At 39.7% G+C, this 26,451-nt stretch carries 17 protein-coding genes; 14 read left to right on the forward strand and 3 right to left on the reverse strand.

What is annotated here, in order from left to right; translation table 11 throughout:
* The first annotated feature begins 77 nt into the window (after positions 1 to 77).
* Positions 78 to 1,175, forward strand: a complete 1,098-nt coding sequence (locus tag KEM09_RS08120) for a TlpA disulfide reductase family protein (RefSeq protein WP_212227473.1) — start codon at positions 78 to 80, stop codon at positions 1,173 to 1,175.
* A gap of 196 nt (positions 1,176 to 1,371) precedes the next feature.
* The gene (lpdA, locus tag KEM09_RS08125) at positions 1,372 to 2,763 is read left to right on the forward strand and encodes a dihydrolipoyl dehydrogenase (RefSeq protein WP_212227475.1); all 1,392 of its coding nucleotides are present in this window, start codon (positions 1,372 to 1,374) and stop codon (positions 2,761 to 2,763) included.
* 54 nt (positions 2,764 to 2,817) lie between these two features.
* Here lpdA and KEM09_RS08130 read toward each other — a convergent pair whose 3' ends face one another.
* Positions 2,818 to 4,296, reverse strand: coding sequence for a sensor histidine kinase (locus tag KEM09_RS08130; RefSeq protein WP_212227477.1), 1,479 nt, complete (start codon positions 4,294 to 4,296; stop codon positions 2,818 to 2,820).
* 192 nt (positions 4,297 to 4,488) lie between these two features.
* On the opposite strand from KEM09_RS08130, the gene KEM09_RS08135 reads away from it, so the two are divergent.
* From KEM09_RS08135 to KEM09_RS08165, 7 genes are all read left to right on the forward strand, one after another.
* Positions 4,489 to 6,264 carry an alanine/glycine:cation symporter family protein gene (locus KEM09_RS08135; protein ID WP_212227478.1) on the forward strand — a complete coding sequence of 592 codons (1,776 nt, stop codon included), beginning with the start codon at positions 4,489 to 4,491 and terminating at the stop codon, positions 6,262 to 6,264.
* A gap of 4 nt (positions 6,265 to 6,268) precedes the next feature.
* Positions 6,269 to 6,799 carry an RNA polymerase sigma factor gene (locus KEM09_RS08140; RefSeq protein WP_212227479.1) on the forward strand — a complete coding sequence of 177 codons (531 nt, stop codon included), beginning with the start codon at positions 6,269 to 6,271 and terminating at the stop codon, positions 6,797 to 6,799.
* 74 nt (positions 6,800 to 6,873) lie between these two features.
* Positions 6,874 to 7,854, forward strand: a complete 981-nt coding sequence (locus KEM09_RS08145) for a FecR family protein (RefSeq protein ID WP_212227480.1) — start codon at positions 6,874 to 6,876, stop codon at positions 7,852 to 7,854.
* A 168-nt stretch (positions 7,855 to 8,022) separates the two neighbouring features.
* Entirely contained in the window at positions 8,023 to 11,379 is a 3,357-nt protein-coding gene (locus tag KEM09_RS08150; RefSeq protein WP_212227481.1) for a TonB-dependent receptor, read from the forward strand.
* A gap of 17 nt (positions 11,380 to 11,396) precedes the next feature.
* Positions 11,397 to 12,983 carry a RagB/SusD family nutrient uptake outer membrane protein gene (locus KEM09_RS08155; protein WP_212227482.1) on the forward strand — a complete coding sequence of 529 codons (1,587 nt, stop codon included), beginning with the start codon at positions 11,397 to 11,399 and terminating at the stop codon, positions 12,981 to 12,983.
* A 91-nt stretch (positions 12,984 to 13,074) separates the two neighbouring features.
* Positions 13,075 to 13,362 carry a LysO family transporter gene (locus KEM09_RS08160; protein WP_212227483.1) on the forward strand — a complete coding sequence of 96 codons (288 nt, stop codon included), beginning with the start codon at positions 13,075 to 13,077 and terminating at the stop codon, positions 13,360 to 13,362.
* Between the two features lie 2 nt (positions 13,363 to 13,364).
* Complete coding sequence (locus tag KEM09_RS08165) at positions 13,365 to 13,970, forward strand: LysO family transporter (protein WP_212227485.1); 606 nt, start codon at positions 13,365 to 13,367, stop codon at positions 13,968 to 13,970.
* 210 nt (positions 13,971 to 14,180) lie between these two features.
* Here KEM09_RS08165 and KEM09_RS08170 read toward each other — a convergent pair whose 3' ends face one another.
* Positions 14,181 to 14,639 (reverse strand): META domain-containing protein, encoded by a 459-nt coding sequence (locus KEM09_RS08170; protein ID WP_212227487.1) that lies wholly within the window; start codon positions 14,637 to 14,639, stop codon positions 14,181 to 14,183.
* Positions 14,640 to 14,721: 82 nt separating this feature from the next.
* On the opposite strand from KEM09_RS08170, the gene KEM09_RS08175 reads away from it, so the two are divergent.
* Complete coding sequence (locus tag KEM09_RS08175) at positions 14,722 to 15,261, forward strand: hypothetical protein (protein WP_212227489.1); 540 nt, start codon at positions 14,722 to 14,724, stop codon at positions 15,259 to 15,261.
* A 91-nt stretch (positions 15,262 to 15,352) separates the two neighbouring features.
* Here the strand turns inward: KEM09_RS08175 and KEM09_RS08180 are convergent, their stop codons facing one another.
* A complete protein-coding gene (locus KEM09_RS08180; protein WP_212227491.1) occupies positions 15,353 to 18,172 on the reverse strand; it encodes a triple tyrosine motif-containing protein in 2,820 nt (939 codons plus the stop codon).
* A gap of 391 nt (positions 18,173 to 18,563) precedes the next feature.
* On the opposite strand from KEM09_RS08180, the gene KEM09_RS08185 reads away from it, so the two are divergent.
* From KEM09_RS08185 to KEM09_RS08200, 4 genes are all read left to right on the forward strand, one after another.
* A complete protein-coding gene (locus tag KEM09_RS08185) occupies positions 18,564 to 21,638 on the forward strand; it encodes a SusC/RagA family TonB-linked outer membrane protein (protein WP_212227493.1) in 3,075 nt (1,024 codons plus the stop codon).
* 18 nt (positions 21,639 to 21,656) lie between these two features.
* Positions 21,657 to 23,228, forward strand: a complete 1,572-nt coding sequence (locus KEM09_RS08190) for a RagB/SusD family nutrient uptake outer membrane protein (RefSeq protein WP_212227495.1) — start codon at positions 21,657 to 21,659, stop codon at positions 23,226 to 23,228.
* 19 nt (positions 23,229 to 23,247) lie between these two features.
* The gene (locus KEM09_RS08195; RefSeq protein WP_212227496.1) at positions 23,248 to 24,327 is read left to right on the forward strand and encodes a LamG domain-containing protein; all 1,080 of its coding nucleotides are present in this window, start codon (positions 23,248 to 23,250) and stop codon (positions 24,325 to 24,327) included.
* A gap of 134 nt (positions 24,328 to 24,461) precedes the next feature.
* Complete coding sequence (locus KEM09_RS08200; protein ID WP_212227497.1) at positions 24,462 to 26,432, forward strand: glucoamylase family protein; 1,971 nt, start codon at positions 24,462 to 24,464, stop codon at positions 26,430 to 26,432.
* Positions 26,433 to 26,451 lie beyond the last annotated feature (19 nt).

Genomic DNA, 26,451 nt, shown 5'->3' on the forward strand with positions numbered 1-26,451 from the left:
ACAATTATATTTGTTCAACTTATAAAAACAACCCTGCCCTTTGTTTTTAATATTTGAAGGGCATAAACATTCATCAAATGAAAAATCTATTATTTGTTGCGGTTACTGTAATTGCTGTTTTAGCATCGTGTCAGCCGCAAGCTCCTGCTTTTAAGTTAACGGGTAAAATTGATGGCGCTGCCGATAAGGTGGTAACCATCAGTGTGTATGACAAGGATGGTGTAAATGTAAAAGATACATTGACTATTACTGACGGTCTTGTAAACTACTCAACAGAGCTGGCCGAGCCCGTTTTTGTAATGGTTGGTGAAGCAGGTACACGTAATACCGTTAACTTTTTTGCTGAAAATGTAGACTATACCATTAACGGCTCTCTAGATGCTATAAAAGATGCTGAAGTAACTGGTGGTGCTGTATTTAATGTCTACAAGTCAGTTAGCGACATGTCAAAAGAAATTAATGCCAAAAGTGATGAGCTGAAAAAAGCATATGGCGAAGCTGGACAAGCTGGTGATACAGCTAAGCAACGTGTAATTTATGAAGAGTATCAGGCTAATCAGGAGAAATTTGAAACTGCACAGATTGATGTGGTTAAGGCTAATCCTGCGTCACCTGCTTCTGCATTTATTATTTCTAATGTATATGGTTATGGTGCTATTGAAGAAATGAAAGAAGGTTTGGCAATGCTGGATGCATCTTTGGCTAACTCAACTTATTACATCTCATTGAGTGAAAAAATTGATAAGCTGGAAGCCGTTGCAGTTGGTAAAATGGCACCAGACTTTACGATGAACGATCCTGAAGGCAATCCTGTTTCTTTATCATCGTTCAAAGGCAAATATCTGTTGGTTGACTTCTGGGCTAGCTGGTGTGGACCTTGTCGTCGTGAGAATCCTCATGTGGTGGAGCTTTATGCCGAATTTAAGGATAAAGGATTTGACATCTTAGGTGTATCATTAGATCAGAAAGAAGATGCGTGGTTAAAAGCCATTGAAGATGATAAGTTAACCTGGAATCATGTTTCTGACCTGAAAGGTTGGGGTAATGAGGCTGCTAAATTATATGCCGTATCAGGTATTCCTCACACGGTATTACTGGATAAAGAAGGTAAAATCATTGCTAAAAACTTAAGAGGCGATGAATTACGCGCTAAAGTAGCCGAACTATTGAACTAATATAATTTATTAAGAATAAATAACTAAGGAGGCTGCTAAGCCTCCTTTTTTGTTATAATACTTGATATTTGTCGTTTTATTTCAAACTCTCTGACTCTAATTTTGTTTAAGTAATTGATGTGTCATTTTGAAGACATTGGTTTTTTATACATTTGCTATTTGAAATTTGTCTAAATAAGAATAAAACAAAATAAAAATGAATTACGATTTATTAGTTATAGGTAGTGGTCCGGGTGGATACGTTGCAGCCATCAGAGCTTCGCAATTAGGTTTAAAAGTAGCTGTTGTTGAGCGCTCAGAGTTGGGTGGAATTTGTCTTAACTGGGGATGTATTCCTACCAAATCCCTATTAAAAAGTGCCAATGTATTTGAGTACCTGAAGCATGCTGAAGAATATGGGGTTACCATCAGCGGTGAGGCCAATGCTGATTTTGAAGCAATGGTTAAGCGTAGTCGTGGTGTGGCCGATGGTATGAGTAAAGGAATTCAGTATTTATTCAAGAAGAATAAAATTGAAGTGATTCAGGGTACCGGAAAATTAATGGGGAATAAGCAGGTGGAAGTAACAAACGATGCCGGCGAAAAGTCAGTTTACACAGCCGAGCATATTTTATTGGCTACAGGCGCACGTAGCCGTCAGTTACCAAATCTTCCGCAAGATGGTGAAAAAGTAATTGGATACCGCAAAGCACTTACTCTGGATAAGCAGCCAGATTCAATGATTGTAGTTGGTTCTGGTGCTATTGGTAGCGAGTTTGCCTATTTCTACAATGCAATTGGTACAAAAGTAACATTGGTTGAATACATGCCAAATATTGTCCCTGTTGAAGACGAAGAAGTGTCTAAGCAGTTAGGACGTTCGTTCAAAAAGGCCGGCATTAAAGTGATGACTGGTGCAGAAGTTACTCAGGTGGATACTTCGGCCGATAAGGTGAAAGTGGTGATTAAAACTAAGAAAGGTGAAGAAAGCCATGAAGCAGATATCGTATTGTCTGCGGTTGGTATCTCACCAAACCTCGAAAATCTTGGACTTGAAGAAGTAGGTGTACAAGTAGAGAATGGTCGTGTAAAAGTAGATGAGTTCTACCAAACTACGGTTGCAGGTGTATATGCCATTGGTGATATTGTTCCCGGGCAGGCTTTAGCTCACGTAGCCTCGGCTGAAGGTATTATTTGTGTTGAGAAAATCGCAGGTCATTCACCAGAACCTTTGGATTATGGTAATATTCCTGGTTGTACATATACATCTCCTGAAGTAGCATCGGTAGGAATGACAGAGAAAGCTGCCAAAGAAGCCGGGTATGAGCTTAAAGTGGGTAAATTCCCATTCTCAGCATCGGGCAAGGCAAGTGCTGCAGGTCACAAAGATGGTTTTGTAAAACTTATTTTTGATGCTAAATATGGTGAATTGCTGGGCGCACACCTGATTGGTGCTAATGTAACTGAGATGATTGCCGAGTTAGTGACAGCTCGTAAACTAGAAACTACCGGACATGAAATCATTAAAGCGGTGCATCCACACCCAACCATGTCGGAAGCAGTGATGGAAGCGGCAGCTGCTGCTTATGACGAAGTGATACATATTTAGTATCAGCTAAACAATATTAAAGTAGAAAGGCTATCATTTGATGATAGCCTTTCTTTATTGCTTATTTTCAAGTTGTTTGACCGTGTCTACTTTTGGAAAAACAATCGTGAAAGTACTTCCTTTACCTATCTGACTTTCAACCAATATTTGTGCATTGTTTCTTTCTGCCAATTCTTTGCACAGCAGCAGACCAAGCCCTGTGCCAGGTTCATTATTGGTACCAGGTGTTGAGATGTTATTTTCAATGTTGAACAGGCGATTGATCTGTTCTTCCGTCATGCCAATTCCTGTATCACTTATCTTCAGGAAATCATTGCGTTCATCAGTATCAGTAGATATGCTGATTCTACCTTCATTATTGGTGTACTTTATAGCATTGGAAATGATGTTACGCAGTATTGTTTTGATCATATTGCTATCAGCGCAGACAGTGGTCTTTGGATCAACGTCGTTTATTAAGGAAATCTGTTTATGTGCCAGATTATGGGCCAACAGCGCCTGGGCTTCCTGCACTAGTGAAGCTAATCGAACAGGAGCAACCTGCTGTTTAATCAGGTTATTTTGTTGTTTGGACCAATCCAGTAAATTGCCCAGTAAGTCTAAACCCTGATGAGCCGAGTGCTGAATGGTCTTTAAGATTTCCTTTATATCTTCCTTCTCATAATGCTTATAGTCGGCAAGTATCAGCTCAATAATAGAGGTTTGAGCAGCAAAGGGCGACTTTAAATCGTGACCAATTATACTGAATAATTTGTCTTTAGTGGCGTTAGCTTGCTGTAATTCTTCCTTCTGTTGCTCAATCAATGCTTTTTGGTCGGCTAATTGCTTATTCAAGCGCTTCTCTTTTCGGAGTTGAATAGTAGCCAGCTCATTTTTTTGTTTCTCAAGTGCCAGGTTTAGTTCAGAACTCTTTCGTAGATTAAATGTGATCAAATGTTTTTCATTCAGTCGGTTGATCATCTTTGGTATGCTGTATAAGAAGTATCCCATCACCAAAAAATAAGCACTCTTGTAAATTTGCCCTGCCCAGTTAGCTGACGCCACTTTTTCCAGCAATTCGGGTTCGATAAATGGGTATCGTATCAGATATATGGTATTGAAGCAAATCACCGAATAAACCGTTGTAAATACAACCAGGCGTTTATCGTACCTTAAAACGGACAGGAGGATTAAAACTGGGTACAAAAATGTTGAAGCAGCTGTTGTAACTGCAATGGGTTTAAATAGAAACGAATAATTAAAAACATGAATGGATAAAATGCTCACATCAATGGTGGAAGATAAGAAACGTATCCATGTAGCACTTCCGTACTTGCGTAATAGTATATTTAGTATGGCATTGTATAAGATATAAATAGAGGCCAGAAGTAATGAGGTTAAAGCTCGGTCTGTATCACCTGAATAGTAAATATAGCCTATAAAGACCAGGATGACGCCAATGAGAATCCACCTGAACTTAATGACTTCATGTTCGCCCCATACAGCATCTTCTCTAAAGAGCTTAACAAATTGTTCGGAGTTAGGTTTTTGCATATTTCTATGTTAGATAAACAAAAATAACGGATTTTTTAGATTACCCAAGTACCAAATGAGCTAAAGGTTTTTACGTCACTAATATGAAAAGGTTTTTGCTTGCTACTCTTCAAAAAAATTTGGTTTTATCATACTCAAACCCAATATTTGCTATGAAAATCTACAAAAACATTAATTCTTATTACAAAATCTATGCAGGCATTAAATGATTTATTGCTATTGATTGATTCGTATATCGGTAGCCACCTTTGGTTTGTATTGCTGCTTCTTGGCACCGGTATCTTTTTTACTATCTACCTTAAATTTCCTCAAATAAGATATTTCAAATACGCTATTCGCATTGTTCAGGGTAAATTTGACAAGGATGATGATGAAGGTGATACATCTCATTTTCAGGCATTAACAACCGCACTATCAGGAACTGTTGGTACTGGTAATATAGCCGGTGTAGCGTTCGCCGTGCACTTGGGTGGCCCGGCAGCTCTCTTCTGGATGCTGGTGACGGCAATGTTTGGTATGACCACCAAGTTTGTTGAAGTAACCCTATCTCATAAATACCGTGAAAAAGCTGCGGACGGATCTATTGCTGGAGGACCGATGTATTTTATGCAGAAGCGATTAAATATTAAAACGTCTTCCGGTAAAACCATAAAAACAGGCTATTGGATTGCAGCCATTTTTGCATTGGCTACCATTCTCTCATCATTTGGTACCGGTAGCTTACCTCAAATAAATAGTATCTCCAATTCTTTATTTTCAACATTTGGTATTCCGCATATGATTACCGGCTTGGTATTGGCTATACTGCTTGGGTTTGTAATTATTGGTGGCATAAAGCGCATTGCCAAGGTAACATCAAGGTTGGTGCCGGCCATGGCACTCATCTATTTCATAGGCGCATTGGCAGTTATTATTTTTAATTATCAAAATGTCTGGCCTTCATTGCAGGCCATAGTGGGAGATATCTTTACAGGCTCATCGGCTACCGGAGGTTTCTTGGGTGCCACCATTGCATTTGCGTTTAATCGGGGAGTTAACCGCGGCTTATTTTCCAATGAAGCAGGTCAGGGTTCAGCGCCAATTGCCCACGCCGCTGCCAAAGCCCATGAGCCCGTTTCTGAAGGCCTTGTGGCATTGTTAGAGCCTTTTATCGATACCATTATTATTTGTACGCTGACAGGTTTTGTCTTATTGTCTTCAGGTGTTTGGAAAGATAAACAGGATAATCGTTTTCAGTTGGCCGATTTGCAAGTGGTTAATACCATTGCCGTTAGTGATCAAACAGAAGAGGGACGTCAGCAGTTGGCAGCGCACATCAATGGCGAAGCACCCCTGCCACTATTTGATGGCGAGCTAACCATCAAGGATGGTAAGGTTGGTTCTCCTGTTATTTTTATTCATGCGCGTTCGCTTGCAGAAGATGTGCTTGTTAAGCAAGGTGGAAAACTTTACAACGGAAAGCTGCAGGTTGATAATGGTGATGTTGTTGTGAAAGATCAGAAGCTGACGCTGTTTGAAAGGATTAAATCTCAGTTTTCGCACTCAGGCAATAATAAAATTGTCATTGAGGGTAAGTCATTAATTCATAGTGCGCCTCTAACAGCAGTGGCCTTTACAAAAAGCTGGTTTGGCGATTTTGGCAAATACATTGTCTCTATAGGATTACTGTTATTCGCATTTTCAACGGCTATCTCCTGGTCATATTATGGCGATAGAGCAGTCACTTACCTGTGGGGCTCAAAGTATGTTATCTGGTATCATTTTATTTATGTTATTGGATTTTTTATAGCTTCTTTTGTCGATACAACCATTATCTGGACACTTTCGGGGATAACAATTGCTTTGATGACTATTCCAAACCTGTTTGGTTTATTAGTTTTGCATAAAGAGATGAAAACAGATGTAAAGCTGTTTTGGAAAGAGTACCAGGAACGATTCCCGGAAGAGGAGGGGGTGCCAAAGAATTAATTTCATGCAGGAAACAAAGCAGATACAAACTAAAAAGGAATTCGAGCATTTCTTTAATACACATCATGCCGATATGGTGCGCTATGCCTATAAATTTGTTCAGCGCACCGATGTGGCATCTGATATTGTGCAGGAAGCGTTTGTAAAGCTTTGGGAGGGAAGACGCCATATTTTAGCCAACATTTCCTTAAAAGCGTATTTATATAAGGTGGTCTATAATTTATCCTTAAATCACATTGAGCAGCTTAAGCTGCGAGCCAGGCACCATGACTCTATTTATACAGACTTGATGGAGATGGAAATGGACTACTACAAAGATGAAAAGAGTTTGTTACAGGATGAGCGACTTGAATCCTTGCGCAGCATGTTGAATGAACTGCCCAAAGGATGCTATGAGGTTATTGATTTGAGTCGGTTTCAGGGTTTAAAAAACAAAGAAATAGCCCAAAAACTCGATGTGCCTGTTCGTACAATAGAAACGCGTATCTATCGCTGTATTAGTAAATTGAAGGAGCTAGTAAAAAGGGCAGTGTAATTTTTCGCAATTTTTTTTGAAATAGTTGACGTAGTTTCTGAAATTCATCTGTCATTGATACAGAAGACAGACGGATGAAACAATTAAACGATATAGAGACCATAATAATTCGAAGCCTTGATAAAACAGCTACAGAACAAGAGTTGGCAGTTTTGTATGATTGGTTGAAGGCTTCGACAGAGAATAAGGCGCAATACTATCAAATAAAAGATACCTGGGATGCTGCAGGCATCATTACTCCCGATACCGCTAGTGCCTGGAGACAACTGAATAAGCAGGTTGATGCAAATAAAAAAATGCCACGGTGGATAATCGAAACGATTAAAATAGCTGCCGTTGCGGTGCTTGTTGCCGTGGCCACCTACACCGTATTTAAAATCCCTCAAAAGCCCCCTGTTGAACCAGCAATGGCCAAAGTGGTTGTGCCAAATGGTTCGCAAAGCACAGTGGTATTGGCCGATGGTACCACTGTCAGACTCAACTCTGGTTCAGAGTTAGTGTATCCCTCCCAATTTAATAGCGATGTAAGAAAGGTCGAATTGACAGGTGAAGGGTATTTTAAAGTGAAACACAACACGGCCCATCCTTTTATTGTGTCAGCTGGCGAGATAGATGTTAAGGTACTAGGTACTGAATTTAATGTAATGGCCTATCCGGATTTGGAACGAATTGAAACAACATTAGTGGAAGGAAGTGTGGCGCTTAATAAAAGAGGGACGGCTAATGGCCATATTGTTTTAAAGCCAGGCGAGAAAGCAGTTTTTGAAAACGATGAGCTTGTTGTTACTCCGGCTGATATAGAACTCGAAACCACCTGGACACAGAAAGGCTTTTATTTTCAGAGTACAAGCTTTGAAGAGTTAGTCAGTCGATTAGAACGATGGTATGATGTTGACATCATTATAGATGATGAAGATTTTATAGACATCACCTTTACTGGCAAGTTCAGAAATAAAGAAAGCATATGGCAAGTGTTGGATGTAATAAAAATGACAACACCAATTGATTATAAAACCAAAGAAGGAAAAATTTACATAACACTCATAAATCAGTAGCCTATGAGATAGGAGCATAAACCAAAACGACCGGTATGATGCGGCAACATCACCCCGGTCTGATAAATTTAAAACAAGTTTAAAAGTAAATCACTCAAAAGTATGAAAAAAAAATTGAATGACATGATACCTGTCGTGTCATGTCTAAATCCAAAACTTTGGAAGATTATGAAACTAACAATAGTTTTTATGATTTTCGGAATGGTTCAGCTCTCTGCAACAAGCTATTCGCAGAATGTAAAGCTTAACCTGAAACGTGGTCAAAACACCCTAAAGCATGTATTTGACCAAATCGAAAAACAATCATCATTCACAATTTTTTACCAGGATGAGCAGGTCAACCTTGATAAGCAGATAACCAATAGCCTGCAGGGCGGACAACTCTCTGAGGTGTTAGATAAAGCCCTCGAAGGTACAGGACTGACATATAAGATCAATGATCAGGTTATCATCATTCTTGAAAAGCACCCTGAGGTGGCAATAGAGCAAGATGTGCAACGCACTGTAAAAGGACGTGTTATTGGCGTTGATGGCGAACCCTTGCCCGGCGTAAATGTATTTATAGAAGGTACAACACAGGGAACCATCACCAATATTGATGGTGAATACGAGCTGGAAATTGAAGAGGATAATCAAAGTATTGTATTCTCATTTATTGGTTTCCAAACGCAAACGATTGCAGTAAGTGGCCGTAATCAAATCAACATCACGCTTGTAGAAGAATCGATTGGTTTAGATGAAGTGGTAGCAGTTGGTTATGGTGTGCAGAAGAAAAGTGACCTTACCGGAGCTGTAGCAAAAGTAAAAAGTGAGGAATTGAATAAAGTGGCTGCTGCCAACCCTGCCGAAGGTTTGCAAGGACGTATAGCAGGTGTAAATATTACCAAGGGCGACGGTTCCCCAGGTGGTTCGGGCGTTAGCATCAAGATTAGAGGAGTAGGTACGCTAGGCGGAAATACACCATTAATTGTGGTTGATGGCTTTATTGGTGGTAATCTGAATGATATTAACCCCAATGATATTGAGTCGATGGAAGTGCTAAAAGATGGCGCAGCAGCTGCTATCTATGGTTCACGAGCGGCTAACGGGGTCATTTTAGTAACCACCAAGAAAGGAAAAAAAGGTGAAGTAAAGGTGGATATTACATCCAATGTAAGTGTGGTTAACTCCATCAATAACTTCGATTTGCTAAACGCAGAAGAATACATCACTGTACACAAAATGATGTATGAGAATGCCGGCGATGCGCTGCCTGAGTATGTATCAAATGGCTTTGTACCAAAGGCTGATACAGATTGGCAAGACCAGGTGTTTAGAACAGGATTGCTTCAAAACCATGACGTACGTTTAAGTGGCGGTGGTGAAAACATCACATACAGTCTTTCAGGTGGAATTTCAGATGAAAAAGGTACGCTGATAGGTTCTGACTTTAGAAGAAATAACTGGCGGGCGCGCATTGGCTTGACAAAAGGTATTTTAGATGTCGATGCTAACCTTGCCTACTCGGGTAAGAAAACGCATACGCCTTTTTACAGCATGACCGAGACCTATAAAATCTCACCTCTCATTCCTGTTTACGACGAGGAATCGGAATGGGGCTATGGAATGTCATATGCCGGCATGCCAGATCACCGTAACCCAATTGCCCGACAAAATTACCGTCAGGGAGGTTACGAAGAAGAATATGTAACAGCCAACGTTTCGGGTACATTAAACCTGTTGAAATGGTTGAAATACAAAGTTAATGCAGGGTATAAAACATCCTCAGAGTATAAGACCTTCCATGTAACACCTCACCAGGATCGTGTGCAAGACGAGGTTTTATTTACTTCAGTGGACGAATCAAGAGCTAAATACACCGAATCATTGCTCGAAAACTTATTGATTTTTAACAAGCAAATTAATGAGCACAGTTTTGATGCCGTTTTGGGGTATGCCTATCAGGAGGAGAACTATGCCTGGACAGGTGCCACTGCTTTGGGTTATCTCAATGAACACAGTGTGGAAGATGGTAGTCTGGTAACAGTGACCAATCCTGCTGGTTTTGTTGACAATAGCTATAATACAATCGATGCTGGTATTGGTGGTGAATTCAGTGCTTCAGGCAGTAATTGGAATTACACACGTATATCATTATTTGGTCGAATAAACTATTCGTTTGCAAGTAAATATTTAGTTCAGCTATCGGTTCGTCGTGATGGCTCATCAAAATTTGGTACTCAAAACCAATATGGTACATTCCCATCAGCAGCTATTGGCTGGCGTTTAACCGAAGAAGGCTTCCTGAAGGATAATGGTTTTATCAGTAACCTGAAGTTACGTGCCTCATGGGGACAATTGGGTAGCGAAGGTAACCTGAATCCATACATGTGGCAGGCTTTAATAACTACAGCTAATGATTACAGTTTAGGCTATGTGCGTGGTAATGGTCAAAGTCCATGGCCGGGTAGTGCTGCTAAGCAAATCCCGGATAATGCCCTTAAATGGGAGGTGGCTGAATCATTAAACATGGGATTGGACTATGGTTTTATCAATAATCGCATTACCGGTACCATCAACTATTACATTAATGATACCAAAGACCTGTTGATGAACTACCAGCTAGCATCATCAGCTGGATCAGAAGCACGTATTATGAATACTGCAGCTATGCGTAACCAGGGTTTGGAGCTGGAGTTGTCTTATCATAGTCAGAAGCGTCCGTTTACCTATGATATCACTGGAACACTGTCCACACTGAAGAATGAAGTGACGGCCCTGGATAATCCGGATCAGTCAATATATGGATACGGGCTATTCCTGGGGGATTCACACTTCCCTAACCAAACACGCATTGGTTCACCTGTTGGTGCCTTCTATCTTTACAAGACCGATGGTATCTTCCAGGATCAAAGTGAAGTGGATGCACATGTGAATGCCGATGGCAAACCGCTTCAGGCTGCCGCAGCTCCTGGGGATATTCGTTTTGTGGATACTAACAATGATGGTAGCATTGGCGAAGATGATAAAGTATATATGGGCACAGGTTTGCCAAAAGTGGAATATTCATTATCATTCAGTGCTTACTATAAAAACTTTGATTTCTCAATGCTACTTTATGGTGTAGCTGGTAATAAGATTTATAACGGCATTGGTTACAATTTGTCCAACATGTCGGGTGGTTCTAATTACTTGTCATCTACCTTGGATGCCTGGACACCTGAAAATACCAATACATCAGTGCCTCGTGCCGTATTAGGCGATCCTAATGGTAATGCTAAAGTGGCTTCAGATCGTTATCTGGAAGATGGCGGGTATCTTAAACTAAAGAACCTGCAGATTGGTTATACGCTGCCAAAATCGCTTTTGGATAAAGTGTCAATTGACAAGCTTCGCGTTTTTGTTGGTGGTCAGAATTTATTCACCATCACCAACTACTCTGGCTTGGATCCTGAGATATCTCGCGATGTATTTAATACGGGTACCGACCGTTCTGTTTATCCGCAAACCCGAATGATAACAACAGGTGTTCAATTAAGCTTCTAACATTTAAAATTTTCACAATGAAAAAATTAAATTACATAAAATATATAGCGCTGGCTTTACTGCTTGTTAACACGCTGGTTGCTTGTGATGCAGACAAGCTGTTGCAGGAGTCACCGGATGATTTAACAACAGATGACTTTTACCGTAATCAGGAAGATGCTGAAGGTGCTGTTGCAGCAGCATATTCGCAATTGGAATGTGCCACTGAGTACTGGTCATTTGCCGAAGTCAAATTTGTAGTGGATAATTACCGCAGTGATTTAACGCAATATGGTAAAGATGCCGCTAATTATCCAAACTGGACCGATATTGCCAACTTTACAAATGAATTTGGTAATACGCAGGTGACTACCTACTGGGACAGACATTATAAGGGGGTGAACTTCGCTAACCAGGTGATAACCTTTGTGGGGGCCATGGAAGATGAAAAAATTGACCCTAAGGTTAGAGAAGAACTAGTGGCTGAAGCACGTTTTTTAAGAGGCTTTTATCATTTCAAACTATTGATGAATTTTGAAGAAATCATCTTACGTGATAAAGTGGCCACATCTGTTGAGGACGCCGCACAAGGTCTTAACCCGAGAACAGAAGCATGGGAACATATTATTGAAGATTTTAAAGGCGCTGCCGGGAAGTTGCCAGTGAGTCGTAATGCAGAAAACATTGGACGCGTGACTAAAGGAGCAGCGGTAGCAATGGCGGCTAAATGTTTATTATTCAGATCAGGTGAAGAGCCAAATAACAAGGCAGACTATTTGAATGAAGCAAAAACATTGTTTCATAGTGTGGTTGAAGGTGGTGAATACAGCTATCAACTGGTAGATGATTTTCCAAGCATGTTTGATGGCACCAATGAAAACAGTAGTGAAAGTTTGTTTGAGCTACAATTGTCACCTGTAACTGCCGGTGGAGCATATTATAAGTTTCCATCACACCGTTGGTTGCGTGTAGGCGACCTGGGTGGCTGGGATGAGATACGTGCTGCCGATAATTTATTTGGTATTATGACGAAGGAGGGCATGACTGCCAGTGATGGTGGTTATGACCATCGTGTATTAGGTTCATTAATTTTTGATCATCCATATTACAACGATGAAAATAATCCTCCATTCTTCGAATATACCTGGAATACATTATGTGGCTGGTACCAGGCTGGTGAGTGGACGAATGAACAAGTGCCAGGTGTGGATTACAGTGATGTAGCATTTAGAAAGTACTTACCAGCTAATGGCGAATTCTGGGAAAATCAGTCATCAGTAAATATTCCTTTGCTGCGCTATGCCGATGTATTATTGATGTATGCTGAGGTGTTAAACGAACTGAATGAACCAGAGACTGCATTAACTTATATCAATGAGGTAAGAGCCGTTCATGGTAAAATGCCGGCAGTGACTGGATTAAACCAGGAGGCTGTGCGCGAACAGATAGAATTTGAGCGTATTATGGAATTTACAATGGAAGGAGCCAGGTTCTTTGATTTACGCCGATGGGGTAAATTAGAAGAGGCAATGGCAGCAGCGGGCAGACAGTATTTTAAATTAGATCAGCATGCCTTCTTCCCAATTCCACAGAAAGAGGTTATCTCAAATAATGCGCTTAACTAAAGTTATTAGTGTGTGATTTGGATTTAGATCGATTCGGGCCCGCTTTGGCGGGCTCGTTTCACATTAGCTAATTAATAACTACTTTTGAAGCATGACTTCATACATTGTTATTGCCTTGTTTGCCGTTGGCATCGCCATTGGCTGGTTATTACGCGATAAAGATAAGACCCGAAAAGGGGTTGATACGGCCGTTACCTGGTCGGTATATCTACTATTGTTTCTCTTAGGAATCTCGGTAGGTATCAACAAAGAAATAGTCAATAATTTTTCCAGAATCGGTTATCAGGCTTTCTGGCTGACTTTTGGTGCAGTAGCCGGAAGTGTATTAATTGCCTGGTTGGTGTATCATTTCTTTTTTAAAACAGATAACGAAGAGTAATAATGAAAGGAAGTTTAATTATTCTGGCCTTTTTTGCAGTGGGCCTTTTAGGCGGTATTTATGGTTTATTTCCAGACTGGTTACTAAATGAAGACCTAACTACCTATGCTTTATTTGTGCTGATGTTTTTGGTTGGTATTAGTATTGGCAGTGATAAAAATGCCTTTTACATCCTTCGCAAGTTAAACTTCAAAGTGGTATTGGTGCCGTTAACGGTGATTATTGGCAGCTTATTGGGCACCGCCATTATATCGTTGATGCTTGCCGACATCGATATTAAGGAAGCCACTGCAGTAGGAGCAGGGTTTGGATACTACTCCTTGTCAAGTATCTTTATCAGTCAGCTACATAGTCAGGAGCTGGGTGTCATCGCCTTACTGTCAAATATATTCAGAGAAATCATTACCCTGTTAGGGGTACCTATATTGGTTAAATATTTTGGTAAGCTGGCGGGTATTGCCACTGGTGGAGCTACAGCCATGGATACGACTTTACCTGTGATAGTTAAGTTTACAGGTAAGGAATATGGCATCATAGCCATATTTAGCGGCATCATACTGACTATTTTAGTGCCAATCCTGGTGACAGTAATTCTGGAGTTCTCGTAACAGAATAAGCTTTAGCTTCTGATAACAACCATAGAAATTCAATTCATTAGGCCAGTTTGTGTGCTGTTGAATCTTGCAGCTTCAGTATCGGGGATATGGCCCGCTATAAAAAGATTGCATCCGCTCTGGATAATCATTTATCAAACAAAGCGGACGCAAATTTATGGATTTAATAATACGGTATTATGTACAGTTTTTCCGTTGATATGCTTATTCAGCACTCTCATCCTTTAGTTTAAACTCCATTATAACCTGACCATCTTTTGTCAGCTGAAGTACTTCACCCTTAATAGTATAATTCAGCGTCTGTTGCAGCATCTGAAAGAATTCTATTTCAGGGACGCCATCACAATACATTTTAGTAGAAAAAACCTTATCAATAGTAAGGGTACTACCTTCAACTATCGCTTCTCCTCCAAAGGAGTTACAGCCACTATTACCACCAGCTTTGTTTTCAGCCATATTTATTACCAAAGTGGGTGTTTTTAGTGTAAATCCGGCCTCTTTGGCAGCTTGGCCATTAAATGAAATGAGCTCCCACTGATTAGCCTCAACAAAAAGCTCACTTATATTTTGTTTATTCGATGCTTTTTCCTGACTGGTACCTTGTGTGCTTTTGCAACTTACTAATGCTGCTACAGCCATAAGCGCTACAAATAATTTCTTCATCTTATTAAGTTTTTGTTTTGTTTAGCTAATTTAGGCAATAAAAATCATGCCAAAGAAATAAGTAACTTAAATACTTTTTAAAATGGATACAATCGATATAAAAGTTGGTACACGTGTTGAACATCCCAGATATGGTGAGGGTATAATTGCCAGGATTAATCTTGGTGCCTACATTGTCTTTTTTGAAGATGGCGGCAAGATGGAAATACCAAAAACAAGTACAAACCTAACGATCATTGAGAGTCCGGATGAAGGCAAGCCGGAAACTGTGACTGCCCGTGATTTAAGGCAAGCCATTGCTTCTGTGCTGGATGAGTATGGAACATTGCCGGCAGAAGTAGAGTTAGGTCAAAAATGGCTGGGAGGTAAGTTATTGCTTCAGCCAGCCAATGAGTCATTGCAAGCTAAGGAAATACCAATTGAAACGTTCTTTAAAAAGATTGTAATGTTGCGTGATCGATTGCGCGTACTAGAGCAAAATATCAATTCATCAGCTACACTGAATGATGAGGAAAAAGTACACATGCAGCAATACATTACCAGGGCCTATGGCAGCCTAACCACTTTTAATGTATTGTTTGCCGATAAAGAGGACTATTTTGTTGGTAGCGGCAAGAAATAGAATTGAATAGAAAAGCATCGCATTGAACACTAAAATGTGGTGCATTTTTTATCCTCCTGATATGCAGCTTTTTAATCCTTAGTAGATGTTTTTACGCATTTAAAATGTAGTCGGTCAGATTATCTTCCGCAGTAAGTCCAAGTTTTTTGCGCAGGCGATACCTGTGGTTTTCAACTCCTCTGACAGTAATACCAAGCAATGGCGCGATATCTTTTGATGTCAGATTGATTCTTAAATACGCGCAGAGGCGCAAATCACTTGGGGTAAGTTCCGGATGTTTTTTCTTCATGGTTTTCAGAAAGGCTTCGTGTGCTTGCTCAAAATTTGCTTCAAACAATTGCCAGTCATCCTGACCACTGATGTTTTCATCAATTTTATCAATGACTTCCTGGTAATACTTGTCCGGATAGCGATTGCCAAGATATTCTTTATGCTTCTTCATCTTAGCTTTTAGTGATAACAGGAATTCGTTTTTCTTAATAATGCTCATGGCCGAACTCGCCAGTTTCTGACTTTTATAGGATAATTCTGAACTTAGTTTCTCATTTTTCAGTTGAATCAGTTCTTTCTCTTTCTCTTCACGCTTCCGTTTTTCTTTCAGTTTAATTTTACGACTGGTTATATACTTTAATCCCAACATCAGGCCAATCATTAATAATGAATAACCGGTAATGGCGTACGTAGTCTGATACCATGGCGCATTTACAATCAGTTTTAGTTGGTGTATTTTAGATGACTTTAGCCAATTATTTACAGCTTTTACTTCAATAGTGTATGTGCCAGAAGGTATTCGGCTTAATTCAATGGTCGGATGAGCAGATAAGGCCGACCATTGAGCATACAGACCAGGTATTTTATATTGAAATCTAACCTTTTCACCATTCAACAAGGGGAAGGAGTATCGAAGTGTCAGATTGTTTAGGCTATGAGGTAAGCTAATCGTGTTGTTTTTAATGCGTAATGGGAATTGGTCGCCCTTTTTATTTGCTGCATTTACTTGTCTAAGCTGTATCTCGTGAAGTTCGATTTCAGTGCCTTCATAGTGGTTATTCAAATTAAGCAACATATAGCCATTTTCAAGGCAAACCATCGCCGTTGTATCATTTAGCTGCACAATATTTTCATGATCAGGAATTAAATGATTCTCGAATAACTGCTTAGGGTAAAAATTGATCCTGGAGACATCGTTAGCATAAATCTTAAAATAGGCAATGCCTTTATCGCTAACAAACCAGTAGTGGTGATTAGGGCCAGGAACCATGCGGTTAGCGGCTTTAAAATCACCCACGGCACCATTTAAAAAACTAAATGGAACAATGGTGTTCCTGAGCACGTCATAGGTATATAGCTGGTGTCCGGTGGTGATAACTATCTGGTTTTCTATTTTAAATACATTCAAGTGACCAAGCTGTTCAGGTCCATCTTCAAACTTATCGTATTTAATGACCGATTCTACATTATCAAGCTCATCATTTAAGCGAATTTTATACAGGCCATTGTAGAAATGGCTGGCCCATAGATTGCCCAGGTGATCTACCTCAATAAAACGTGTTAAGTTATTAAAGCCACTGATGGTATTGGACATCTTCCACCCATCCTGTGTTTTTCGGTAGACAATTAGGTCATTATAGGTACCTTGCAGCAGCACATCTTGCTGGCGGGGATGGCGTTTGATATTATAGGCACCCGAATAGTCAGAAAGCAGAGAAAAGTTATTGCCGCTGCTAATGAATGTGCCCTTGTTATGTCCTATGAACAGATGATTGTCGATGATTTCACAGTCCCACACCTGACCTTGAGTTCCATCAACCAATGAGAATTTGCTATTGGGTTCGTCCCATCGCTTTACATACAAACCTTGGTTAGTGCCAAGAAAGAGGTCCCCATTATAAAGAGCGCCGCTGTATACGGCACCAATATCTTTTTCTATGTAGTTTTTATAACAATTGACCGGGGTGTTTGCTAAATATTCAATTCCGGCATCAAGTGCCAGCCAAATATTATTAAAACGATCAAAGCTGATGCCTAATACCGTATTACTTTGCAGACCATTCTCATTATTATAATGGTATTTTATTTCACCTTGCTCCGAGAAGGCAATAATGCCATTTAAGATAGTTCCAATAATAATATTTCCTTCATTAGTAAGTGCGCCATGATTAATTTTATTGGTTTTGAAGAATGATTGAAGGTTGGCTGCTATTGTACTAAACTGGCCGTTATTACTATTATAGCTGAATAAACCATCTGATTCTGTACCAATATACAGCATCCCGGTTAAGGCATTTTTGGCTATAAATCTTACGTATTTGTCTTTTAGGAATTCATCTTCAATAACAGGCACGAGCTGCTTATTTTCAACGCGATAAATACCTTCATTATAAATAGACACGTATAATGTATCTTTTATGAGCGTTGTGAAATTTATAAAACCACCTGTCTTTATTATTGAAAAATGCTCATTCTCGTATAAGTATATGCCTGCAAATGAATGAAATATTGTTTGGTTTTTAGTTGTGAAGATACTCCAGAACTCTTCATTGGTACCAAATTGTGACTTTACACTGTCGGCGAGTGAAAAATATTGTAGCTTATTATTATCTGATCTTTCCCAAAAGCCTAACTCACGATAACCTCCTGTATATACTCTTGCCGAATCAACGGCAACGGTCCTTATAATTGAAGCATTTGGAGATGGATAGAGCTGCCAGCTTATTCCATCAAACTCAAGTAATCCGCTACTATTACCAAAGTACATATGCCCCGAATTACCGCAAGATACTGACCAGTTTTGACTAGCGGCCTTATAATCGTTTTTTGAGAAACTTATTAAAGGTTGCGCATCAAGGTTTACAAAACCTATAATGGTATGGAGAGAGATAAACAATATGAGTATTGTAGGATGCTTCATATGCTGATTAGACAATATCTGTATGTAGTTAGATAATATAACGCCAGTAAAAATAGATTATTCTCTTTTTAAGACATTAAATCTTATTAACAATCTTTTGTAATTCATGGTAGCTTGTGTCTTTTTTGCCCTGTTTTGCCTCAAATACATCAGAAAATAGCTCATCGTGATGTGAAAAAATAGCAATTGTAAGGATGTCTTATGTGAGATTTGCAATTCTTCAATGGGTTAATAATTAAATATGTATGGACTTAGATTTGTGATGAGTGAGGTAATTGTGAAATGCCATATTAAGACTTTTTAACAAAGAGAGCTTATAGTGTGGCACTTTTTTTCTGTTGCAGTGGTGTACTCAATACATTTGACCAAGCGAACTTAAAAAAACACAGACATGAAAAAAATCTTTTATTCGATTCTTCTATTGTTCGTATCTACACTTATTATGGCACAAAATCCTATAAAGGTTGCCGGAAAAGTGACAGGTACTGATAATATAGGGATACCGGGTGTTTCTGTTGTTATAAAAGGAACAACAACCGGTACAATTACCGATTTTGACGGTAATTACACTATTTCAGCAACATCCGATAATACTATTGAATTTAGTTTTATTGGTTATGAGAATCAGAATGTGGTAGTTGGTAATCAAACGACTATTAATATTGTTTTGCAGGAGTCAAACGAGTTGGTCGATGAAGTAGTGGTAGTTGGTTACGGTACTCAAAAAGTAAAAGACCTAACTTCGGCTATTACAACAGTGAAATCTGAAGAGTTAGTAAAAACACCTGCAGCTAATGTTACTCAGGCGCTCCAGGGTAAAGTAGGGGGGGTGCAGGTTGTTAGTTCCGGCCAACCAGGTAACCAGTCAACAGTAAGGGTACGTGGTATTGGTTCATATTTAAATGCAGCAGCCAACCCACTTTATGTTGTTGACGGTATGTTCTATGACAACATTGATTTCTTGAATATGAATGACGTTGAGTCTGTTTCGGTATTAAAAGATGCATCTGCAGCAGCTATCTATGGAGTAAAGGCTGCTAATGGTGTTATTTTGATTAGCACGAAAGCTGGACGCAAAGGAATGACAGAGTTTGAGTACGATGGGTATTATGGTTATCAGGTAGCTCAAAATGTACTTCAGATGGCTAATTCAGAACAGTTCACTACCATGGCCCTGGAATCAGGATCTGATGCTGATTACTCATTTATTTTAAATAGTATGCAAAAATATGGCCGTAGCCGTGTTAATCCCAATGTACCTGACGTGAATACTGACTGGTATAAGGAGATACTGCGTCCTGCTCCAATTCAAAATCATAGCATCAGTGCCCGGGGAGGTTCAGAGAATATAACCTATGCCTTAGGAACCAGCTATTTTAAGCAGGATGGTATTATGGATGTTGAAAACTATTATGAACGTTTTAACCTGACTGCTAAAATTGATGCAAAAGCTAATAAGTGGTTATCATATGGTGGTAATATGGTTTTTAGTAACGCTACTAAAGTAAATCCTCCAAATGGTGCATGGAAACAGGCATACCTGGCTGTACCTGTTTTACCGGTTCATGATCCGGATTATGAGGGCATTTCATACCCGGAGAATTTCGCAGATGCTAATATACTTGGATATCGTGGGCATCAAAATCCTTTTCCATCAATGCTTTATGATGATAATAAGCTTGATATAATGAAGGCTAATGTTAATTTTTATGCACAGGTAGACTTAATTCCTTCAAAACTTAACTTCCGGACAGCATATAATCACGCTTATACTAGTCTAAATTCACGTAATGTGAATTTTCCGTATGAGATTAATAGTAACTGGACAAGGGATTATTATTCCGAACCTGAAGAGCAAGAACTTTTAGAGGAGGAATTATCCCAATTAAGAAGAGCTAATATTAAGGTTGCAAAGAGTAATCAAACCTTCTCTGATCAAATTTGGGATAATGTTCTAACATACACTGATAGTTTTGCGGATCATAATGTTTCTGTTATGCTTGGATCATCATATATTCAAAAAACTGCTAATAATTTTTGGGCTTCATCATTAGATATACCTAATGGCCCAGAGCAATATTGGTATCTGAACCTAAGGGATAAAGCTCCTGAATCTCATGATGTAGGTGATGGAGGTTCTAAGACTTACACCCAATCTTATTTTAGCCGTTTATCGTACAACTTTGCCGGTAAATACCTGGTATATGCCACCATGCGGGCTGATGGAAGTAGCAAGTTTGAAGATAAATGGGGCTACTTTCCTGCAATTGGTGCAGGATGGGTCATCTCTGAAGAGAGTTTTCTTCAGGACAATGATTTTATTGACTTCTTAAAAATACGCGTTGGTTGGGGCCAGTTAGGTAACGAAAATATACCATACTCACACGGTTCAAAGGCATCTTACGTAAACTATGTAGCTTTGGATGATGTGCGTACTTCCGGAACGGTAATAACCAATACATTTAATTACCTGGAATGGGAAGTATCAGAAGAAACCAATATAGGTTTCAGCGCCAATGTCTTAAACAATCGTTTAGATATTGAAGCAGACTATTATGTGCGCGATACAAAAAATGCAGCGATTGAAGTAATAGCTCCGGTTATACAAACTAGTAGCATTAGAAATGCAGGTGTTATCCGTAATACCGGTTTTGAGCTGGCTTTAAATTGGAATGATAACATTACAAGTGATTTAAGTTATTGGGTTGGTGCCAATGTTTCTACCAACAAAAACGAAGTGCGAGAGCTCTATGGGCAGGAGTATATCCTGAATGGTTCTGCCGAATTCAGGCAATTGACCAAAGTAGGTGAGCCATTATATGCCTTCTATGGATGGGAAGTGGCTGGTGTTTACCAAAATCAGGCGGAGATTGATGCTGATCCCGTAGCTGTTGCAAACGGACTGCAGCCCGGAGATTTTAAGTATGTTGATCAGAATGGTGATGAGGAAATTACAGCCGAAGATCGCGAGGTCTTAGGCTCTTATTTCCCAACCGTAATGTATGGGGCTAATCTGGGAATTAAATATAAAAACCTGCAATTAACCACAAATATAATGGGACAGGCCGGTAATAAAATCTTAAACCGTAAGCGTGGTGAAATAATTTGGACCAACGATACTAATATGGATGCTGATTTAGCCACAAATCGCTGGCATGGCGAAGGTTCTTCTAATAAGTATCCATCAGTCAGTGGATTAAGAAGAGCATGGAATCAAAAGATGAGTGATTACCTGGTTGAAGATGGCTCATTCTTCAGAATACAAAATATTCAGTTAGCGTATACGCTTTCCAATAAGCAATTAATGGGAATAGATATGCCGGCAACCCGTATTTCTTTCACTGCTGAACGTCCACTTACCGTATTTAATTATAATGGATTTAATCCTGAAGTGGCTAACGGAATTGATAACCAGACACACCCTGTTCCGGCTGTTTACACGATCGGATTAAATGTTAAATTTTAATTGCATAATCAGAAGGATATGAAAATCATTAACAATTATATAGCAAAAACACTGGCATTGGTATTGATGACCTTTGCTGTTGCCTCTTGCCATGACTTATTGGATGAACCATTAGAAAATAGAGTGCCGGCATCTGATGTTGATTATACCATTGCACAGGATATGATACTACCCTTATACGGAGCTTATGCTGAGTTTTACAATGGTCGCGGCTGGGAAGGTATACCTCTCTTATCTGTGAGAGGCGATGATGTCAACGCAGGTGGATATGGTGACCAGCAACCATTTTTTATGACTGACCGCTATGTCTATGATAATAACTATTGGATGTATAATTCATTGTGGAAAGTAGAATATACCACCATATTCCGCATGTTTGATGCTGTTGAACAGATCGGTTTATACCGTGAGCATTCTGGTAATCCTAATGCTGATCAGTATATTGCTGAAACCATGGTGATGAAAGGCTGGTTATTGCGTAACCTGGCACTAACATGGGGCGATATTATTATCCCTGAATCAGGTAGCCCTGAGGATATGTTGGTTGGAGAAGTATCCACTTATAACGAAGTGATGCAATACATTTCTGATTTGATGGATGAAGCTCTGCCATATTTACCAGACATGCTCCCTGGCGATCGTAGCGATGTTCCCGGTGGTATTACTAAATATACAGCCTTAGCTATTAAAGCGATGGTCAACCTGGAAATGAAGAACTTTCAGACTGTTGCAGATGCCACATCTGAAATAATCAAATCAAGAAAATTTGCGCTCTATAGTGATTTTTATGAGTTGTTTAAAAAAGACGGAGAATTATCTTCAGAAAACTTATTGGAATTACAATTCTCAGATTATGGCGAAAGTACCGGCCCTGCAGAAACATACTTGTACGCTTTTTATGGAACTCAAAACTGGACACCTAAAGTGGAAGGAGCTAAAAGTGGATGGGGGTTTTATGAGCCAAGCTTAAAATGGGTGAAGTTTATGTTGGATAGAGGAGAAACCTCTCGTCTACAAACCAGTGTACTATTTACCAATAACGGGATTAATAAGATAACAGAAGATCCTGGGTATGCTGATTTACCGGCATGGATTTCGAATACTACACCTTCGGGTGATATCATTAACGATTACGCCAGGGCTATCTTTGGCAGTGGAAAGCATTATTTACCATCTGATCAGTTAACCTCTGGACGTACTAATTATGGAACCGGTAAAAACTATACATTATTACGCTATGCTGAAATATTGCTAATTCATGCCGAAGCATTGGTACAAGGCGCTACAAGTTCAACCATGTCAGCCGACATGGCTGTAAATGAGGTACGCAGACGTGCAGGCTTAAACGATATCAGTGGCGTTGGCCTTCAGGAAGTGTTAGACGAAAAATTTGCCGAATTAGCTATGGAATGTGGTTCACGCTATTATGATATGGTCAGGTATGCTAAGTATGATGAATTAAGCTATGGTGACCGTTATGATGAGTCTGACGGAGTTCGTCAATTCACGGCAGATAAAGTATTCCTCCCATATCCTTTGGCTCAGTTAGATCAATTGCCGAACCTTAGAGAATATGCCAATACTAAGTAATTAAACTAAACTTGGAAAAATGAAAATATACACTAAAATAATATTATTGGCATTAATAGTTGTGTTTAATGCCTGTAAAGACGGATTTATTGATGATATATCAAAAGTAGATCCTGGTTCTGATGAATTAGCTCCGACAATATCAATTAGTTCTCCTCAGGAGAATAAGCAATTGATTGTTCCGACAGGCGCAGGGATACCTGTTTTCCTTGAGGCGATTGATGATATTGAATTAGATAATGTATCTTTTCTGATTGATGGGGAGGAACTGGATTTTATAAATGAATTCACGGATTATCGCAGATATGCCCCAATAAATGGACATGTATTAGCTCTTACCGAAGGTGCATATACTTTGCAAATAAAAGTTGAAGATAAAACAGGAAAGAATGTTACATCTGATATTGTCAACTTCAGTGTGGTTGAGATGGGTGATTTTGAACCATTATATGGCGAAACTTTTTATATGAGCTTTCAAAATCACTTTCTGGATCATAAATCGGTTAATAGCGCCAACATAATCGGTTTCCCAGGTTTCGAAGCCAATGGTGTTATTGGAGCTGCTTACCAGGGAGCTGAAGGTGCCAGTCTTTCATTTCCTGTGGCTGATGTATTGTCGGGCACCGAAATGAGTGCTACATTCTGGTACAATATTGCACAGCAGGGCCGTTCAGGTATCTTATCTGCCAGCCCATCGGGCAGTAATAATAACCGCGTGGCTGGATTCAGACTATTCCGCGAAGGAGGTGATGACGCTCAGATCATCAAGCTGAATGTAGGCAATGGCTCGGGAGATCAATGGTTTGATGGTGGTGCTGCGGCTACTGTTAATCCGCAGACAACTGATTGGGTGCATATTGCCATAACCATATCCGAATCATCGGCAGCCGTTTATATCAATGGCGAGGTGGTTTCTGAGGGTGCTTTGACTGGTCCAATGAGCCTGGATAATTGCGAAGACCTTTACATCGCTTCAGGTGGTCCTTATTTCAGTGGTTGGGGCCATGCCGAGGATTTAAGTCAGTACGATGAATTACGTATATTCCAAAAGGCGCTTAGTCAGGATGAAATCAAGGCCATTATAGCTGCTGAGGAATAAAGGCACTATACGCAAGTATAATAAACAGATAAAGGATGCCGATGGTCTTTGACTTATTAATAAGATAGGTATAAATGACCAGAGGAAAGCATAATAAATTATGCTTTCCCGGCATTCTTTTATAAAACATATTTATGATGATCCGAGTACACTATATAATACTGCTTCTAGGGCTGTTGGTCCTGTCATGCAAAAAAGACGATCCGGCTGCGCCACTGATGCTTAATAAAATCTATATCAATTCAGATGAGATAGACATTAATGCAGGAATAGTTCAGGATGTGAATGTGAATCCTATTATCAGGTTGATTTTTTCTGAACCAATTGACCAGGAGTCACTTAATGAGGGAGTAAGGTTACTTGATAATAGTCAAACAGTTGCTGTTAATACCAGTTTGGCTGCTGAAGACAAAACGATCAATCTGGTTCCGCAGAATAAGCTTGAAAACTTCACTGTTTATACTTTACAAATAACCAATGAATTAAGAAGTAAAGCAGGTAGTAATATTGGTGCTGTGGAGTTTACATTTAAGACCGTTGCCGGAGCTTTACAGCTTGAAAGTCTGATTGTCAATGAATCAGAGGTGTTAAACCTGGACATTGTTCCCAATGTGCCGCTAACACTTGAAATGGAGCTGAATTTTACAGAACCGGTTAAACGAAGTACGCTTGAAAGTGCCGTTAGTTTAACTGGATTAAATGTACCCGCTTTATCATTTGCATATGCCAATAATGATCAAACAGTAAAAGTATCGGCCACATCTAACCTGAGCTATCTGAGTAAATACAGTTTTAAAATATCAAGAAACCTTGAAAGTGTTGATGGGGCTAATTTTGGTGGTTTTTCAAATCACCTATTCACATTGTTAGATTCCACCTATAAATTTCCCGAATTAAGTGACGAGGAATTATTAACTCTGGTTCAGCAACAAACCTTTAAGTATTTCTGGGATTTTGGTCATCCGGTTAGTGGTTTATCACGAGAGCGTAATACATCGGGCCACACAGTTGCTTCAGGAGCCAGCGGATTTGGACTGATGACCATACCAGTAGGAATTGAGCGCGGGTTTATTACCCGTTCCGAAGGAGTTGAACGTTTATCGACGATGATCAACTTTCTGGGTGATAAGGCAGAACGTTTTCATGGAGCCTGGTCTCACTGGTTACATGGTGAGACTGGTAAGGCCAAGCCATTTAGTCAAAAAGATGATGGCGGTGACTTGGTGGAGACATCATTTGTTGCCATGGGGCTAATGACTGTTCGTCAATATCTTAACGAAATGGAAGCCAGTGAGAAAAGCTTAATTGATAAAATTAATACCATTTTGGATGGTATTGAATGGGATTGGTACCGTCAGGGGGGGCAAAACCAGTTGTACTGGCATTGGTCGCCTAACTATGGTTGGGATAAAAACATGAAAATAAGTGGTTGGAATGAGGCCATGATTACCTATTTTATGGCTGCTACATCTACTAGCCATGCTATACCTAAAGAAGTATATGAAGAAGGCTGGACCCGATCGGGTAACTTCTTAAATGGAAACGAATATTACGGTATTACGCTTCCGATGGGGCATAATTATGGTGGGCCGCTGTTTTTTGAGCAGTATACTTTTCTGGGAATTGATCCTCATAATTTAGTTGGTAGTCATGGTGAAAGCTATTGGGAGCAAGTGGTCAATCATACCCTGATCAACAGGGAGCATTGTGTAAGAAATCCTAAAGGATATGTTGGCTATAGCAAAGATTGCTGGGGGTTAACGGCCAGCGATGGTTACGAAGGCTATTCAGCACATTCACCAACCAACGACAGGGGTGTTATTACGCCAACAGCTGCTTTGTCATCTTTCCCTTTTACACCTGTTGAATCCATGGAGGCGCTGAAGCATTTTTACTATCGCCTGGGCGATCGTCTCTGGGGACCATATGGCTTTTATGATGCTTTCAGCATTCAGGATGAGTGGTATGCCACTTCCAACATTGGCATTGATCAGGGACCGATTGTCATCATGATTGAGAACCACCGCACTGGTTTATTATGGGATTTGTTTATGTCAGCCCCCGAAGTACAAAGCGCGATGAATCTTTTGGGATTTACCAATTAATACAATAACCAATTATTCA

The sequence above is a fragment of the Carboxylicivirga mesophila genome (assembly GCF_018271975.1).
GTDB classification, from domain to species: Bacteria; Bacteroidota; Bacteroidia; order Bacteroidales; family Marinilabiliaceae; genus Carboxylicivirga; species Carboxylicivirga mesophila.